14 protein-coding genes are annotated in these 16,776 nt (G+C 64.8%); 1 reads left to right on the top strand and 13 read right to left on the bottom strand.

The features are described 5' to 3' along the window. From H8B13_RS20645 to H8B13_RS20590, 12 genes are all read right to left on the bottom strand, one after another. A partial coding sequence (locus H8B13_RS20645; RefSeq protein WP_187312677.1) for a cation diffusion facilitator family transporter occupies nucleotides 1-542 on the bottom strand: 542 nt, incomplete at its 3' end. Continuing rightward, nucleotides 539-2,785 (bottom strand): heavy metal translocating P-type ATPase, encoded by a 2,247-nt coding sequence (locus H8B13_RS20640; RefSeq protein ID WP_133271000.1) that lies wholly within the window; start codon nucleotides 2,783-2,785, stop codon nucleotides 539-541. The genes H8B13_RS20645 and H8B13_RS20640, both read right to left, overlap by 4 nt. A gap of 49 nt (nucleotides 2,786-2,834) precedes the next feature. Continuing rightward, complete coding sequence (locus H8B13_RS20635) at nucleotides 2,835-3,449, bottom strand: hypothetical protein (protein ID WP_166075271.1); 615 nt, start codon at nucleotides 3,447-3,449, stop codon at nucleotides 2,835-2,837. Nucleotides 3,450-3,530: 81 nt separating this feature from the next. Next, nucleotides 3,531-3,965 carry a Fur family transcriptional regulator gene (locus tag H8B13_RS20630; protein WP_133270998.1) on the bottom strand — a complete coding sequence of 145 codons (435 nt, stop codon included), beginning with the start codon at nucleotides 3,963-3,965 and terminating at the stop codon, nucleotides 3,531-3,533. 92 nt (nucleotides 3,966-4,057) lie between these two features. Then, entirely contained in the window at nucleotides 4,058-4,387 is a 330-nt protein-coding gene (locus H8B13_RS20625; RefSeq protein WP_133270997.1) for a YnfA family protein, read from the bottom strand. A 45-nt stretch (nucleotides 4,388-4,432) separates the two neighbouring features. Beyond that, nucleotides 4,433-5,644, bottom strand: coding sequence for an efflux RND transporter periplasmic adaptor subunit (locus H8B13_RS20620; protein ID WP_166075270.1), 1,212 nt, complete (start codon nucleotides 5,642-5,644; stop codon nucleotides 4,433-4,435). Nucleotides 5,645-5,666: 22 nt separating this feature from the next. Then, entirely contained in the window at nucleotides 5,667-10,070 is a 4,404-nt protein-coding gene (locus tag H8B13_RS20615) for a CusA/CzcA family heavy metal efflux RND transporter (protein ID WP_133270995.1), read from the bottom strand. Nucleotides 10,071-10,231: 161 nt separating this feature from the next. Continuing rightward, nucleotides 10,232-10,558, bottom strand: coding sequence for a DUF6660 family protein (locus H8B13_RS20610; protein WP_133270994.1), 327 nt, complete (start codon nucleotides 10,556-10,558; stop codon nucleotides 10,232-10,234). Between the two features lie 61 nt (nucleotides 10,559-10,619). Further along, nucleotides 10,620-11,207, bottom strand: a complete 588-nt coding sequence (locus tag H8B13_RS20605) for a hypothetical protein (RefSeq protein ID WP_133270993.1) — start codon at nucleotides 11,205-11,207, stop codon at nucleotides 10,620-10,622. Nucleotides 11,208-11,297: 90 nt separating this feature from the next. Continuing rightward, a complete protein-coding gene (locus H8B13_RS20600; RefSeq protein ID WP_133270992.1) occupies nucleotides 11,298-12,542 on the bottom strand; it encodes a hypothetical protein in 1,245 nt (414 codons plus the stop codon). Beyond that, the gene (locus H8B13_RS20595) at nucleotides 12,539-12,988 is read right to left on the bottom strand and encodes a Rieske (2Fe-2S) protein (RefSeq protein WP_133270991.1); all 450 of its coding nucleotides are present in this window, start codon (nucleotides 12,986-12,988) and stop codon (nucleotides 12,539-12,541) included. Before H8B13_RS20595 ends, H8B13_RS20600 begins: the two co-directional genes overlap by 4 nt. 28 nt (nucleotides 12,989-13,016) lie before the next feature. Continuing rightward, nucleotides 13,017-14,216 carry a di-heme oxidoredictase family protein gene (locus tag H8B13_RS20590; RefSeq protein ID WP_166075269.1) on the bottom strand — a complete coding sequence of 400 codons (1,200 nt, stop codon included), beginning with the start codon at nucleotides 14,214-14,216 and terminating at the stop codon, nucleotides 13,017-13,019. A gap of 427 nt (nucleotides 14,217-14,643) precedes the next feature. Here H8B13_RS20590 and H8B13_RS20585 point away from each other — a divergent pair, with 427 nt between their 5' ends. Further along, nucleotides 14,644-15,168: a ferritin gene (locus tag H8B13_RS20585; RefSeq protein ID WP_133270990.1), complete on the top strand. Its 525-nt coding sequence runs from the start codon at nucleotides 14,644-14,646 to the stop codon at nucleotides 15,166-15,168. A gap of 385 nt (nucleotides 15,169-15,553) precedes the next feature. Here H8B13_RS20585 and H8B13_RS20580 read toward each other — a convergent pair. After that, nucleotides 15,554-16,776: TonB-dependent receptor family protein (locus H8B13_RS20580; RefSeq protein WP_187312676.1), on the bottom strand; the 1,223-nt coding region annotated here is incomplete at its 5' end.

Genomic DNA, 16,776 nt, shown 5'->3' with positions numbered 1-16,776 from the left:
TAGTACCAGCCGGTGGTGAGCATGAGGATGCCCGCCGCGATGACACCGATGGAGGTGAGCATGTCCGAGAGCACCTCGAAGTAGGCGCCTTTCATGTTCAGACTTTCACTTTTGCCCTGGCGCAGCAAATACATGCAGTACAGGTTGATGATCAGCCCCACGCTGGCGACCCACAGCATGGTGGTGCTCTCCACCTTGGGCGGATTGAGAAAGCGGAAATAAGCCTCGTAGAGGATGTAGAGCGAAATCAGGATGAGCACCACCGCGTTGGTGAGGGCCGCCAAAATTTCAAAGCGGTAGTAGCCGTAGGTGCGCTCGGGGGTGGCGGGCTTCTCGGCGAAGCGGATGGCTAGCAGGGCCAGGCCCACGCCGGCCACGTCGGTGAGCATGTGGCCCGCGTCAGCCAGCAGGGCTAGGCTGCCGGTGAAGTAGCCGCCGATGACTTCGGCGACCAGGTAGGCCAGGGTCAGAAAAAAGACGATGGTCAACTGGCGCTTATTGCGCCCGGCGGCGCTGCCGCTCATCCCGTGGGCGCCACTCATAAAGTCGAGTCATTATGGTGGTGGGGGCCCTGCCGCAGCTCCGCGGGCATTTTCTCAATAACCGAGGGCGCGGCGGCGGGGGGCGGAGCCAGCGCGGGCGGACCACTAGCTACCACCCCGGGCGTGGCGTAGTCCATGCGCTGGATGCGTACGGCGTTAAGAATAGCCAGCAGGGCCACGCCCACGTCGGCAAACACCGCTTCCCACATGGTGGCCAGGCCCCCGGCGCCCAGGGCCAGCACGATGCCCTTGACAACAAAGGCCAGCCAGATGTTCTGCCACACCACCGAGTGGGTGGCGCGGGCGATGCGCCGGGCGGTGGCAATCTTGCTGGGGTGGTCGGTTTGAATCACGACGTCTGCCGTTTCGATGGTGGCGTCCGAACCCAGACCCCCCATGGCAATGCCCACGTCGGCCAGGGCCACCACCGGCGCATCGTTGACCCCATCGCCCACGAAGGCCAGCTTGCGGCCCGCATCCTTGTACTGCTGCACGTAGTGGGCTTTGTCTTCGGGCAGCAGCCCGCCGTGGGCCTCGTCAATGCCGAGTTCCTTGGCCACCCGCTGCGTAATGCTGTCCTTGTCGCCGGAGAGCATCACGATTTTGGTGATGCCATCGGCCCGCAGCTCCTGCACCGTGCGGACGGCATCTTCCTTGGGCGCGTCGGCTACGGTCAGGTAGCCGGCGTACTTCCCGTCTACGGCCGCTACCACGATGCTGTCAACGATTTGGTCGACTTCAGCCGGGTAGGCCACGCCAAACTTGGTGAGCAGCTTGGTGTTGCCCGCGAGCACGTCGCGCCCGTCAACCCGACCGCGCATGCCGTGGCCACTGATTTCCTCCACGTTTTCGACGGGTACCCCGGCCGTGGCGGCGCCCACGTGGAGCACCACGGCCTTGGCGATGGGGTGGGTCGATTTGGTTTCCAGCGCGCCCACCAGGCGCAGCAGCTGCGGGGCGTCGAGGCCGGCCGCTGGCTGCACCTGCTGCACGGCAAACACGCCCTGGGTGAGCGTGCCGGTCTTGTCCATGACCACCGTGTCGAGCTCGCGCATTAAATCCAGGAAGTTGGAGCCCTTGAACAGGATGCCGTTTTTGGACGCCGCCCCGATGCCGCCGAAGTAGCCCAGCGGAATGCTGATGACCAGCGCGCAGGGGCAGGAAATCACCAGAAACACCAGGGCCCGGTAGAGCCAGATGCGAAACACGTAATCATCCACCACGAAGTAGGGCACCACGATGAGCAGCACGGCCAGGGCCACCACGATGGGCGTGTAGACCTTGGCGAACTTGGTGATGAACTGCTGGGTTTTGGCCTTGCGCCCCACCGCGTCCTGCACCATGGCCAGAATCTTGGCCAGCTTGGTGTCTTTATAACTTGCCGTAACCGCCACCTGAATCAGCGACTCCAGGTTGACCATGCCGGCCAGTACCACTTCGCCGGCCTGCTTGGTCTGCGGCACCGATTCCCCCGTAAGTGCCGCCGTGTTGAACGAAGCCGGGCCTTTGGCCAGCGTGCCGTCCAGGGCTACTTTCTCGCCGGGCTTGACCTCGATGGTATCCCCCACCACGACCTGCTTGGGGTCCAGGACCACCGTTTGCCCGTTGCGGATGACGGTGACTTCGGTGGCCTGGATTTCGAGCAGGGCTCGGATGCTGCGCTTGGCCCGGTTCACGGCCGCGTCCTGAAACAGCTCGCCCACAGTGTAGAATAGCATCACGGCCACGCCTTCCGGGTACTCGCCGATGGCAAAGGCCCCGAGCGTGGCCAGGCTCATGAGCAGAAACTCGTTGAAGATGTTGCCCGAGGGGATGCTCTGCAGGGCCGAGCGGATAACCTTCCAGCCCACGAGCAGGAAGGCCACGCCATACCAGCCCAGGCGCACGTAGTCAGCAAACCAGGCCACGTCGAAATAGTCCATGGCCAGGCCGCCCAGCAGCAGGGCCAAACTCACCCCGGGCCACAGGTAGGGGTTGGCACTGGCCGGGCCGTGGTCGTGGTCCCCATCGCCGTGGTCGTGGCCGGCGTGCGCCTCGGTGGCCTGACCACCCAGGTCGACGACCTTTTTACCAACGGGGTGGTTGTGGCCCGTGTGGTCGTGACCGGGCACGTCGTGGCCTTCGGGATTGGCGGCCGCGTCGGGCGTGAGCTGCTCGCGGGTGAGGGCGCCCACGTTTTCGAGCTGCACCTGCTTGGCAGTGTTGAGCTCTTCGTCGGTGTTGGAGGAGGTTGGGTCAGGCATAGGAAAAGAAGCGTCTGGTTAAAAAAATACAGGAGCGGCCAGCCGGCGGCTACCAGTCCACGAAAAAGCTGGCCACGCCCACCAGCACGAGCACCGCGCCCGTCAGCTGCCGTTCGTGCCGGGCCAGTCCGTCGACGTTGAGGCCCTGCAGGCTGCGGTGGGCCAGCGCCACCAGGGCGCACATAGCCGACACGGAAGCCAGTAGGTACACGCTCATAAGCAGGGCCAGGGCCGCCGGGCCGTGGGTGCCGGCAGCTAAAAAGAAGGTCTGAATCTCCAGGCACGGGGCCAGGAACATCGTCGCGGCCAGCCCTAGCACCACGCGTCGGCGGGGCGGGCGCCGGCTGAGCGGCCGCAGGTCAGGGTGGGTATGACCGGGCCCGGAAAAGGCGTAGAGCAGGCCAATGGCAATGAGCAGCAGCGGCGCTACCCCGCCGGCAAACTGCTCGAAGCGAGCCGAGAGGCGCCAACCCAGCAAACCCAGGGCCAGCCCGATGCCTACGGTGCTGAGCACGTGCGCGAGGCCGGCCACCAGCGTCACCCCCACCGCCCGTCGCAGGGGCCAGCCTTCGGCCCGCGCTACGGCCAGCACGGGCGCCCAGTGGTTGGGAATGGCGGCGTGGAGTAGACTCAGCACAAAGGCACCGGTGAGTAGTTCAAACATGGGAAGCGGGGTCAGGAAAAGCGCACCGCCGGTTACGAGGACAAACCTCGGGCTAGGGGCGATGCAATGCTATTGCATTGTTTAGGCGGGGGGTAAAGTAGCGTCCGCGCAGCGGGCGCACAGGCCCTTCATCACCAGGCTGGTTTCCTGCACCTGGTAGGCGCCGGGCAGGGCAATGACCGGCACGGCCACCGTGGGCAGGCAGGCCGTTTCCCGGCAGCGGGTGCAGAAGAAATGCACGTGCAAGTCCTGGTGGTGCTCAGGCGTACAGCTGGGTTCGCAGAGCGCAAACTTGACGGCGCCGCTGCCGTCCTCGATGCGGTGCACCAGGCCCTTGTCGGTGAAGGTTTTCAGCGTGCGGTGCACGGTGATGCGGTCGGCGGGCTGGAGCAAAGCCTCAACGTCGGTTAGGCTTAGCGCCGCTGGGTGCTGGACCAGCACGTCGAGCACCAGCAGGCGCATGGCCGTGGGCGTTATCTGCTTGGCGATCAGGGTATCTTCGAGGGGATGAGCCATACGATGGAACGGATGTGAGTAGCGAGGAGCCACCGCTTTTGCATTGTAGCGAGCCGCAAAGCGCTGGGGTTAAGCTATTGCCAAGTAAGGAATTAGGACCGGGGCCAGAAGAGCATGATGCCAATGCCGAGCAGCACGATCGACCCGCCCAGCAAGTCGAATCGGTCGGGCCGGTAACCATCGAAGTACCACCCCCAGGCAATGGACATAACCACGAAAATGCCCCCGTAGACGGCGTAGGTTTTGCCGAAGGCAGTGGGTTGCCACGTCGCCACCCAGCCATACAGCACCAGCAGGATGGCGCCTAGGAGCCCCATCCACCCGGGTCGGTCGGCCTTGAGCCACTGCCAGACCAGGTAGCCCCCGCCGATTTCGCAGAGTCCCGCCAGAATAAAGGCGGCCAAGGGTTGTAGGTACTGCATGGTTCCGGGAAGAAGGTGGAATGCTGGAGGAAGCGGGCGAAGGCCTCAATGGCCCTCGCCTTCCTCCTCGGCGTTTTTCAGCTTGGCCAGCAGCGAGTAGGCGCCGTCCGTGACGAAAGTGGTGGTGGCTGCCACGGTCTCGGGCAGGATAACTTCGGTATAGCCGTCCTCGCTGCGGCTCAGCGTCACGGGCACCAGGCGGTAGCGCCCGGCGGCTTCCACGGCAAAAACGTAGTTCTGGCTCTCAAAGCGCACCAGGGCCGCGTCCGGCAGGGTGGGGGCCTGGCTGCGGCCGGTTTCAATCAGGGCCCGCACGTAGAGGCCGGGCAGCAGGGCCGGGTCGTTTTCCTCGTCCAGGTGGCCGTGCACGCGCACGGTGCGGTCCGCGCCGATGGCTTTGCCCACCAGGTATACCCGGGCCGTGCGCTCGCGGCGGGTACCGGTGGAGTCGCTGGCCAGGGTAAAGCGAATGAGCTGCCCGTTCTGCACCCGGGCTACGTCGCGCTCAAACACGGTGAGCTCCACGTGCAGGTGCTCGGGGTCCACAATTTCAAACAGGGCATCGGTGGCCGTCACGGCTTGGCCCACCGTCACGTTGACGGCCCGCACGAAGCCCGCCCGCGGGGCGCGGATGCTAGCCGTGGTGACTATCTTTCCGCCTACCGGCAGGCCAGCCAGCCGCAGCCGGGCCGCCTGGGCATTGGTTTGGACCTGCAGGGCGTTGTAGTCGGCTTGGGCCCGCTGGTAGTTTTTCTGCGGGGCCACTTCCTGCTCGTAAAGCTCCTTCTGGCGGGCCAGCTCGGTGCGGGCATACTCCAGGCGGGCGCGGGTTTCCAGGTAGTCCTGCTGCAGGGTTACAAACTCGGGGTTGCGGATGGTGGCCAGCACCTCGCCCTTGCGCACCCGGGCGCCCTGCAGTAGTTCCGTATGGTCCACGAAGCCGCCCAATGGAGCCGTGATAGACACGGCGCTTTCCGGGGGCACGTCCAGCGTGCCGGTCACGGCCAGGCCCGTGCCCATAGGGCGGGAAGCCAGGGGGCCGGTTTTCAGCCCGCCGGCCTGTTGCTCGGCGGCGGTAAGGGTCACCACATCGGCGGCTTCCTCGCCCTCGTGGGCTTCCTCCCCGCCTTCCTCCCCGGCATGACCCCCGGCCGCGGTGGTGGCCTCGGCGTGGTCCGCGTCGGCGGTTTCGTTTTCCTTGCTGCAGCCGACCAAGGTCAGGGCCAGCAACAGCGCTAGGGATGCTAGGTTCTTCATGAGTAGTAAGTCGAGAGAAGGGTTACTGGACCGCCGTGCCGAGCAGGTAGTCCAGGTCGATAACAGTTTGGTTGTGCTCAAGCACGGCGTCGAGATAGGCCGTGCGCACGCTCAGCGCGCGCTCCAGGTTAAGGAGTAGTTCGGAGTAGGTGGTTTCGCCGGCCTTGTAAGAGAGCTGGCTCAGGCGCACGATGGTCGTGGCCTGGGGCAAGCCCGTCTGCTCGTAAAACTGCACCCGCCGCTGCTGCTCCTGCAGGCGCACGCGCAGCTCGTCGAGCTGGGCCGCGGCCTCGGCTTGGTAGCGCTGGTACTGGGCCGTGGCCACCTGCTCCTGCAGCTGGGCGGCCTGCACCCGGGCCTTCTGGGCCCCGCGCAGCAGGGGGATGGCTACGCCGGCCTGCACGCTCTGGAACCGGTCGCCGGTCCCGTAGGTCTGGGGGCGCCCGTCCACCTCGTAGGTGCCGCGCAAGGTCTGGTTGGTGTAGCCCACGTTTACCTGGGGCAAGCCCTGGGCCCGTTCCACCCGGGTTTCGGCCCGGCGCTCGGCCAGCTGCTGCCGCAGCGCCAGCGCCTGGGGCGTGGCGGTTAGCTGGGCGGAGTCAGGCGAGGCTACCGGGGCCGCGAGGCGCTGCAGCGTGCTGTCCGCCACGGCCACGGGTTGGGGAGCTTGCAGCAGGGCCTGGAGCTGCCGCTGGGCCACCACCAGGTCCGCCTGGACTTGGGCCAGCAGGTTTTGGGTTTCCCCCTGCTGGATGAGGGCGTTAGCCGGCTCCAGCCGGTTTACTTCCCCGGTTTTAAACCGCAGGTTCGCGGCGCGCAAGAACTCGGTATAGATGCTGTCCTGCCCGCGCAAGGTGCGCAGGCGGTGCCGGGCGTGCACGGCCTGCTCGTAGGTCAGCCGCACTTGCCGGCGCAGCTGGGCCTGTACCTGCCGGAGCTGCTGCTCGCGGGTGGCAATCTGCGCCTGGCTCAGGCCCGCCTGGGCCTTGTAGTAGCCCGGCAGGGCCAGCGACTGACCGATGCTGAGCACGTTGTCGGCGAGCGGGGAGTTCACCTGCCCGTAGTTGCCCAGGAGGGTGGTGCGACCCACGTCAAAAGCCGTGCGGCGCAGGGCCTGCTGGGCTTCCAGGGAACGTTGGGCGGCCTGCACCGTGCCGTTGGCCTGCAGGGCCTGGCCCACCGCCTGGTTGGCGGTCAGCGGCCCTTGGGCCCGGGCGGGCGCCGCGGTGAGCAAACTACCCAGCACGAGCAGCACCACCGACACGGGGATAGTGGCCGTAGCGTGTCGCTTTTCTTCTCCCTTTGGTTTCGACTGGCGCTCGGACAGAGCATACAGTACGGGCAACACGAGCAGGGTGAGCAGGGTGGCCGTAACCAATCCCCCGATGACTACCGTGGCTAGGGGGCGCTGCACTTCCGCGCCCGCCGACTGCGACAGGGCCATGGGCAGGAAGCCCAGCGAGGCGACAGTAGCCGTCATCAGCACGGGCCGCAAACGCACCTGGGTGCCTTCCAGAATGCGCTGGTAAAGGTCGCTGTGGCCTTCGTCCTTGAGTTGATTAAAGTAACCAATGAGCACGATGCCGTTGAGTACGGCCACGCCGAACAGGGCAATGAATCCCACGCCGGCCGAGATGCTAAAGGGCATGCCCCGCAGCCACAACGCTAGCACCCCGCCGATGGCCGAGAGCGGAATGGCAGTGAAGATGAGCACTGACTGCTTGAGGGAGCCAAAGGTGAAGAACAGCAGGGTAAAAATGAGCCCCAGGGCCACGGGCACGGCGATGCTCAGCCGCTCGGTGGCCTCGCGCAGGTTCTCAAACTGGCCGCCGTAGGTGGTGTAGTAGCCGGGCGCGAACTTGATTTGCTGCTCCACCCGGCCCTGTAACTCCGTGACCACACTCTCCACGTCGCGGCCCCGCACGTTGAAGGCCACGGAGATGCGGCGCTTGGCATCATCGCGCTGAATCTGGTTGGGGCCCTCCTGCAGGTCCACCGTGGCCACCTGCTCCAGGGGAACCTGCTCGCCCGCCGGGGTGGCGATGAGCAATTGGCGCACCTGGCTGATGTTCTGACGCAGCTCGGGAGCCAGGCGCAGCACCACGTCGAAGCGGCGTTCCTGCTCAAAGAGCAGGCCGGCGGTCTGCCCGGCAAAGGCGGTCTGCACCGTGCGGTTCACGTCGTCGGCATTCAGGCCGAAGCGGGCCAGGCGATTGCGGTCCAGCTTGACCACAATCTGGGGCAGGCCCGTGACCTGCTCCACGTACACGTCCTCGGCCCCTTCGACCCGGCGCACCAGGCGGGCAGCCTGCTCGGCGTAGGAGGCCAGCTGTTGCAGATCCTCGCCGTAGATTTTGAGCACCACGTCTTGCTTGGCCCCCGAAATCAATTCGTTGAAACGCATCTGAATGGGCTGCTGAAAGCCGAAGGTGACGCCCGGGATGACGCTCAGCGCTTCGGCCATCTTTTCGGCCAGCTCCTCGCGGTTGCCCGCGGAGGTCCACTTGTCCGGGTCTTTTTCCAGAATCACCATCACGTCGGCCGCTTCCACCGGCATGGGGTCGGTGGGAATCTCGGCGGCCCCAATTTTGGCGACTACCTCCTGGACTTCGGGGAACTGCTCTTTGAGAATGGCGCCCGCCTGCAGGCTTTTATCCACGGTGTAGCTCAGCGAGGAGCCCGTGAGCGTACGCATTTCCACAGCAAAATCCCCTTCCGATAGCTGGGGAATAAACTCGCCTCCCAGGGTGCGGAACAGCAGCAGGGATCCCGCAAACAGAGCCACGGCGGCCGTGAGCACCACGGCCTTGCGGCGCAGGGCCCACTCGAGCAGGGGGCGGTAACGGGCTTCGAGCCAGCGCATCATCCGGTCCGAGAAGTTCGGTTGGTGCGCGGTGTTGCGACTAAGGGCCAGCGCCGCCATCATGGGCACGTAAGTGAGCGAGAGGATAAAGGCGCCGATAATGGCGAAGGCCACAGTCTGGGCCATGGGCCGGAACATCTTGCCCTCGATGCCGACGAGCGCCAGCAGGGGCAAATACACGATGAGAATAATGATTTCGCCAAAGGCGGCCGAGGAGCGGATTTTGGCGGCGGCCGTATAGGTTTCCTCGTTCATCTGGTCGCTGCTCAGGCGGTTACCCGGCACCTGCAGCTGCCCGCCGTGCAGGCGGTGCACGATGGCTTCGACGATGATGACGGCCCCGTCCACGACCAGCCCGAAGTCGATGGCGCCGAGCGAGAGCAGGTTGCCCGACACGCCGAAGAGCTGCATCATGGCAATGGCAAAGAGCATGGCCAGCGGAATGACGGAGGCTACGACTAAGCCCGCCCGCCAGTTGCCCAGGAACAGGATGAGCACGAAGAGCACGATCAGGGCCCCCTCAATCAAATTGGTTTTCACGGTGCCGATGGCCCGGCCCACCAGCTCGGAGCGGTCCAGATACACGTCGATGGCCACGCCCTCGGGCAAGGATTTCTCCACCGTGGCCATGCGCGCTTTCACATCTTTAATGACGTCGTTAGCGTTGGCGCCCTTGAGCATGAGCACAATGCCGCCGGTGACTTCGCCTTCCCCGTTGCGGGTCATGGCCCCGTAGCGCACGGCCGAGCCCAGGCGCACGTCGGCCACGTCGCGCACCAGCACGGGCAGGCCGCCCTGGGTGTTGCGCACGACGATGTTACCCAGGTCGGCCGCGTTCTCGGCCAGGCCTTCGGTGCGGATAAAGTAGGCCGTGGGCTTCTGGTCGAGGTAGGCGCCGCCGGCGTTCTGGTTGTTGGCGGCCACGGCCTGGTGTACCTGCTCGATGGTCACGTTCAGGGAGCGCAGGCGCGTGGGGTCCAGGGCAATTTCGTACTGCTTGAGCAGCCCCCCGAAGCTGGCCACGTCGGCCACGCCGGGCGTGCCCAGCAGCTGGCGCCGCACAATCCAGTCCTGAATCGTGCGCAGCTCGCGCGCACCGTACTTCTTTTCGTAGCCGGGCTTGGCCCGCACCAGGTATTGGTAGATTTCGCCCAGGCCGGTGGTGACCGGGGCCAGCTCGGGCCGGCCGATGCCTGCGGGGATCTGACTTTCGGCTTCGCGCAGGCGCTCGGCCACCTGCTGGCGGGCCCAGTAGATGTCGACCCCGTCCTCGAAGACGATGGTGACCACCGAGAGGCCAAAGCGGGAGAAGGAGCGCACCTCCTCACGGTCCGGGATGGTGGCCAGGCTTTGCTCGATGGGAAAGGACACCAGCCGCTCAATGTCGCTAGCGGCCAGGGAAGGGGCCACGGTGTAGACGACGACCTGGTTGGTGGTAATATCCGGCACCGCATCAATCGGCAGCCGGCTCAGGGAGTAGCCGCCCCAGGCGATGAGCGCCAGGGTCAGTATCCCAATGATGAGCTTATTGTGGATGGAAAAATGAATGAGCCGGTCAAACATGCTGGCTGGGGAAAAAGGCTAGAAATCCTGACTTAGGGCGGCCGGAGCACCGGAAGGCTCAACGACGGCAGGGTCCGAGCACCGCGAAACGGGTGCACGCGTCACGGGGAGCGGGCACCACAGGGCACCCGTTCCCAGAAGGGACCGGAAGAAAGAGGAAACTAGGCTTGCGGAGGCTGCCAGATGGTGCCCGGCAGGTGCCGGGGGCCGGGGGGCGCTAGCCGGGCAAAGCGACTGGGCGCGTAATACGTCCGGGGCTGCACGACCAAGGGAACACCCAGGGCAAGCGGCAGCGAGGTACTCGCGCAGCACTGACACTGACACATGGGGGTGCACCAATCCAATCCCGCATGCGAACCTGCCTCCTGCTGAGAGGCCGCGGTGACCAACGTCTGCAGGCTATCCGCGCGCACTGGCTCCCGGTCTACGCACGGCAGACAAGCCAACACAGCTAGGTAACAGGCAAAAAAGATGGAGAGGAATCGCATGCAAGCAAGACGGGATGGTGCAAACCTACGAAATGCGCACCAATAAGGATACAACCAGGGGTTAATCTGGCAACTGCCCGGACAAGGTTTGCGAATCAATCAGCCACTGGCCTTGCTGGCAGGTAAGCACGGAGACCGCCGTGTAGCAGCGCCGCACCTGGCGCCGCGCTGCCGCAGAAACAGGCTCGGACAGGCAATACGTTTCCACGGCCAGCGAGCGGGTTGAATCGGTCAGGACCCTTACCCGGTAGTCCTGCAGGGGTAGGGCGGGGCGGCACCAGCCGCGGCAGCCGGCCAGCCGCACAAAGCGGGCGTGCCCGGGGCGTTCCGCCCGGTCTACCGTCCAGGCTGAGAGGGTAAACGCCACGAGGGCGGCCGCGGAGTCGCCGACTTGGCGAGCGTGGCGATACGCGAGCAGGGTTTGCCGCACGTCAGCTTCAACCGAGGAAGGCCGGCTTGGTTCGCCCGCGGGCGCCCCGGCCAGCAACAAGGGCACCGCCAGCGCCGGCAAGACCAGCGCGGCCGCTAGCAAAAAAAGGTTGGAAAGGGCATGCATCAGTAACGGCTGGTCGTAATTAACACGTGTGCCAGCCCGATAAGGTTTGGTTAGTAGTCGCACCAGATTGTCTGGGCCAGACCGTGTGGCCAACGACAGGTAGACTTACGGATGGTAAAGTAAGCGTTCACACTAATGCATACATTGTACTTGTATGGACGCGGGCCCCGCGACGGTTCCGAATTAGAAATAAGAAGATAGTCCCAACTGCACGGTGGCCGACCGAACCGAGGGGTTGCCCAGAAAGTCGCGGGCCCACTGCTGGCGGTAGTTCAGGCGCACCACCGTCAAGGGGGAGGACCGCCAACTCAGGGCCGGCACCAGGGCCCAGGTCTCGTCGCCGATGGCCCCGCCGGTTTCCGTGAACCGGTTCCGGTTCCAGTCCACGTATTCTAAGCGCAGGCCGGCATTGAGCACCGCGTGTTCGTAGCCGAACACCCGGCCCTTGCGCACGGGCTGCACCAGGTCCAGGAAGCCGCCAATTTGGCGGCCCCCGTACTGTGGGGCGTAGTTGTCGGGCACGTTTACCCGCACCCAGGCCCACTCCCCGGTCAGGGCCGTGCCGGAGCCGGGCAGGGTGGTGTTGGCGTCCACGGCCCACACGTCGAGCCGGCGCTTCTGATCCAGCACCAGGCCGTCATCCTCGAACTTGTTGTAGACCTGACCCATGTGCGAGAGCCCCAGCTCGCCCACCTTCTGCCGCCGCAAAGCCACCTTGGCGGTGGTCAGCAGCTGCCCGTTGAAGTTTTCCTCGAAGCGGTCGGGGTTGGCCTTGCTGGCCGGCAAAAAAGTGCGGCTCTCGGCGTTGTCGACGACTGAGTTGTCGAAGCCGTTGGTCAGGTAGGCTTCGTAGGCAAACACCCAGCGGTCAGTGTACTTTTTGCCGAAGAAGCCGGCCCCCACGTTGCTCCAGGTGGCGGGCAGCAGCTGGGTGGCCGCAATCGGCCGATCCACGAACTCCCACTTCGGGCCATCGTGGTTCTGGTTGAAGGCCCCGATGGGGTTCATCACGATGCCGCCGCGCACGTTGAGCAGGGGGCTGAACTCAAAGTCGACGGAGGCGAACTCAATGTTGATTTCCTTGGTGCCGTCCTCGAACTCAATTTCAGTCAGAAACTTGACCCGCTTGCTGATGGCCGAGGACACGAACAGGGTTACGCGCCGCATCTGAAACTGGTGGCCCTCGCCGATGCCGTCCGTGCGGCCGTTCTGATAGTTTGCTTCCACGTAGCCGCCCAGGGCCACGGGCAGGCGCCCGGCCTGCAGAAACGGGCGGTTGTAGACGGCGTCCATATTGAGCTGGGGCCGACCCGTGGTGTCAGTGGGCACGCGGCGCAGCAGCCCGGGGTCGCGCAGCAGCGTAGGGTCAATTTGCGCCAGGGCCGGGCCCGTCACGGCCAGCAGCAACAGGGTCAGGAGCTTCTTCATGACGCGGCCCGTAAGTCCAGGAATAAGTCAGTGCCGGCCACGCGGACCGGAAAGCTGCGCAGCGGCGCGGCGGCCGGCCCGTTGGTGACCTGGCCGCGGCTGTCGAACTCGCTGCCGTGGGCCGGGCACTGCAGGGCCGTTCCGCTGGCCTGCAGCTCGGCTCCCTGGTGGGCGCACTGCATCCACAGGGCCGAGTAATCGGTCTCGCCGAAGCGGAACACGCAGATAGGAAAGCGCAGGGCCTCATCGCGCACCACCACGAAGGGGCGGTACGCCACCGGCGAGCTGCCCTCAATGACAAACTCGCGCAGGGCCACCCGGACGCCGTCCGCGGTGAGCGTGGTGGCCGCGTAGCGGGTGGTAGCGCAGCCGCTTAGCCCGGTGCCCAGGGCCACCGCCCCGAGGCAGGCCCCGCAGCCGCGTCCAATAAATTGCCGACGATTCATAAGGATGGTGATAGTTAAGGGAGCCCGATTACAAGCTTTTCAGAAAGTCTACCAGCTGGCGCTGCTCGGCGGCGCTGAGCCGGTCGTGCCGGTCGCGGCTGCCCGTGGCCTCACCGCCGTGCTGCGCGATGGCGGCTTCGATGCTGCGGGCACGGCCGTCGTGCAAGAGGAAATAGCTGCCTCCCTGCGAGTTGGGTGAGAGACCCAGGCCCCAGAGCGGCGGGGTGCGCCACTCGGCCGGCTGGGCGCTGCCTTCGGTATAGCCGTCGTTAAGGCCGGGACCCATGTCGTGCAGCAACAGATCGGTGTAGGCCCGCACGGGCCGGTTAGCCAGGGCCGCTACCGGGGAGTCGCCGGTGCGCAGCTCGGGCGTGTGGCACTTGCCGCAGCCCACCTGCACAAACAGCTGCTCACCGGCTAGCACGGCTGCCTGCTCGGTTTCTCGGGGCTGGGGGGCTTTCAGGAACTTGAGGTAGGCCACTACGTCCTGCACTTTCTGGTTGCTCACCTCCGGGTCGAGCACGTTGTGAGTGTTCGGGTCGCGGTCTTCAAAAAAGGAGATGACCCCCATGTCCTGGTTGTAGGCCGAGGCCGTTTGGTGCAGCAAATCGTAGGCGGCGGCTTTTTTGCCGAAGCGGCCGATGTACTTGCCCGCCCGGGGCCGGGCGTCCGGCCGCAGGGTGGCGTAGTCGGGCACGGTTATCCAGTTGGGCCGGCCGCTGATGCCGTCGCCGTCGCGGTCGTTGGGATCGGCCAGGGCCAGCAGGGCGTCGTCGGGCACGGCGTCGAGGAAGCCCAGGCCGGTGTTAGCCGGGGGGGTAAAGCGGCTGTGGACCACGCCGGCCGGCAGCACCTCGGGCATTAAGCCGGGCAAGGCGCGGTGCTGGAGCTGGGGGCCCTGGCGCCCGGCGAAGGGATTGCCCGTGCTGTCCACCTGCCCGAAGCGGGTGAGCGTGGTAGCAGGGTGGCCCTTGCCGTCGCCGGCGTGGCAGCTGCCGCAGCTGTTGCTCACGAACAGCGGCCCCAGGCCGTTGGCACTGGTAAACACCTCATCGTTGAAGGCTACGTCGCCGCGCAAAAACTGCCCCGACTGCTCGGTGGTGAGGCCCGCCACCGGGCCGTCGAGGAGGGAGTCCTCGGGTGGGGGGCCGGTCATCAGGGTTTCGCAGGAAGACAGCAGCGCGAGGGCTGGGGCCAGCCAAATCAAGAGAGAACGGGTCTGGCGCATACGCTAAAGAGGGTATCAGGCAGGGGTTCGGCCGAGATACTCCCAAAGCTATCAATTATTTTTAGACTAATCTAAAAATTTGTTTCGGGTTTGCTAAACTGTGTCTTTCCGAGGAGTTGCTGCCAGAGTAATTTTTCGAATGCGCGACGCTCGGCGAAGGCCGCGTGGAACAAGGGGTAGTAAACGCGGAAGGGGGTGGTTTAAGAAGGATGGGCAGACGAAGGACGTATAGTTCATGGGTTAGGGCAACCAAATCCAGCAGGACGTCGCCCGACCATCGTCGTACATATGATCAGGCCTAATAGTGGGGTAGGAGTTGCGCTGGACCAGGCCCGAAGCCCTTTGAGCGCGAATTACGTAGGGATAAAAAGGCGGCTCGTGACCCGCCCGTAGGACCCCCTTCATCGTCTTCTTCCTCCGCCTGACCATGCTCCCTGCCCCTATCAAAGACGCGCTCAACCAACAGATTGCCATGGAAGCGCAATCGTCCCAGGCCTACTTGGCCATGGCCTCCTGGGCCGAAATTCAGCCCGGTCTGGACGGGGTGACCACCTTCTTTTACCAGCAAAGCCAGGAGGAGCGGGTGCACATGCTCAAGCTCATCCGCTACGTCAATGAACGGGGTGGCTTTGCCATCGTGCCCGCCCTGGCCCAACCCGTCATTACCTTCCAATCCCTGCAGCGGGTCTTTCAGGACTTTTTACAGCACGAAATCGCCGTCTCGGCCAGCATCAACGAGTTGGTGGGCCTCACGCTGCAGGAGCGCGACTTCGCCACCCATAACTTCTTGCAGTGGTACGTCTCGGAGCAGTTGGAGGAGGAAGCCCTGGCCCGCACGCTAAACGACAAGCTCGAACTGGTGGGCGACGACAAAAGCGGCATTTACCTCTTCGACAAAGATATCCTGCTCTTTCGCGGGCATGTCGCCGCCAAGGGCAACGCCCCTAACTAAGGGCAAATTCGTTCGTTGGCGATTTTACTCCTTGCCGGTCTACTAAACAGAACAGAGGACCAGCGGGGGGCGCTGGTCCTCTGTTCTGTTTAGCTCCTGAGGTAGGCAGCCTCGTTCTTATGTCGTCCCAAAAACCGCTAGAGGACGGCGGCTAACGCTTTGATTGTCTTGCTCTGGCAAAGGTTCCCAGACAGGAATAAGCGTTTTCTGGGTAAGTAAGTAGGCAGGGCATCCATAAATGTTGTTCAACAAAAGGGCATCACCGCTATCTGGCAGCTTCTGGGTAGGCTCTCCCGTGCGGTCCCATCCCAGGCCATTTCCTACCCCCCGCGGATTCAGCCTCACCCCACCTCGTCTGGCTTAATTGCGCTGTTCGCCCGCACGGCTACAGCGTCAGGCCGAGGCCGGCAAACCAGGTGCGGCCATCGGCGGGCAGGATGCCGGGGCCGGGGTAGCCGCCGGCCCGGCGGGTAAAGTAGCGGGCATCGAACACGTTGTTGACCCCACCGCTGAGCCGGTAGCGGCCCTCCTGACCCAGCTTCCAGGTAGCGGAGAAGTCGGCGACCTGGTAAGCCGGGATGGCCCCGGTCTGGGCATTGGCCGTCGGCTCCTCCGTGTTACTAGCATCGGCGTACACTTTGCCCACGTAACTGAACTGCCCCGTCACCGACAAGCCCTGGTGGGCGAAGGTGAGGCCCGTGCGCAGGGTCTGGCGGGGGGCATTTTCCACGTACTTTCCTTCCAGATTGCTTTCCACAATCTGGGTGCTGGCGCCCGTGCCGGTGAGCGTGGTCACGGGCAGGTTACCATACCGGGCGTCGAGCAGGCTGAGCGCGGCAAACAGGTCCAGGTGGGGCAAGTTGAAGTTGCCCGTAATCGAATGAATCAAGTCCAGCTCGGCGTAGGCTTCCAGGCCGTGCGTTTGGGTGCGGCCCAGGTTGGTGCGGAACTGTTGGGTCTGGCCCACAGTGCCGCCCGGCACGGGCCGCCGCACGGTGCCAATGCGGTCTTCGTAGTTGAGAAAGAAGTAACCTACGTCGAAGCGCACCCAGTTCTTATAGTTGCCGCGGTAGCCGATCTCGGCAGTATAGCCGCGCGCATCCTTCAGGTTGGGATCGATGACGTCCGCGGTGGCCGGGGGCACCAAATCGCCGAAGAGCACGGGCCGGAAAGCGCGCGAATAGTTGGCATACAGGTTGGTCGTGGGCGACACCTGAAACTCGCTGCCCAGGCCGTAAAGCAGCACATTGCGCTGGCTGGACTGATCAGCAATGCGGTTTTCGCTGCCGTTGGCAGCGCGCCCCAGGTAGCCGGTGCCGGTGTTGCGCAGGTAGTCGTAGCGCACGCCCGGCGTGAAGCTCAGGCGGGAACCGGCGTGTAGCAGCAGCTCAGCAAAGGCGGCGGCATTGGTGGTGGTAAAGTCAAATTCGTTGGTGAAGCGGCCGTCGCCCGTGAGCGTCAGGTCATAGTCCGCGCCCGTGGTGCCGGTACCCCGCTGCCGGCGCCCGGTGGTAGCGCGGTAGGCCCGCAGGCCCGTGGCCAGCGTGTGGGTACGGCCCAGCAGGTCCACGTCCTGGAGCAGGCGCAGTTCCGCGCCCAGGTTGCGGT

The organism is Hymenobacter sp. BT188 (assembly GCF_014333585.1).
GTDB lineage: Bacteria > Bacteroidota > Bacteroidia > Cytophagales > Hymenobacteraceae > Hymenobacter.
This window is presented reverse-complemented; position numbering and strand designations above follow the sequence as displayed.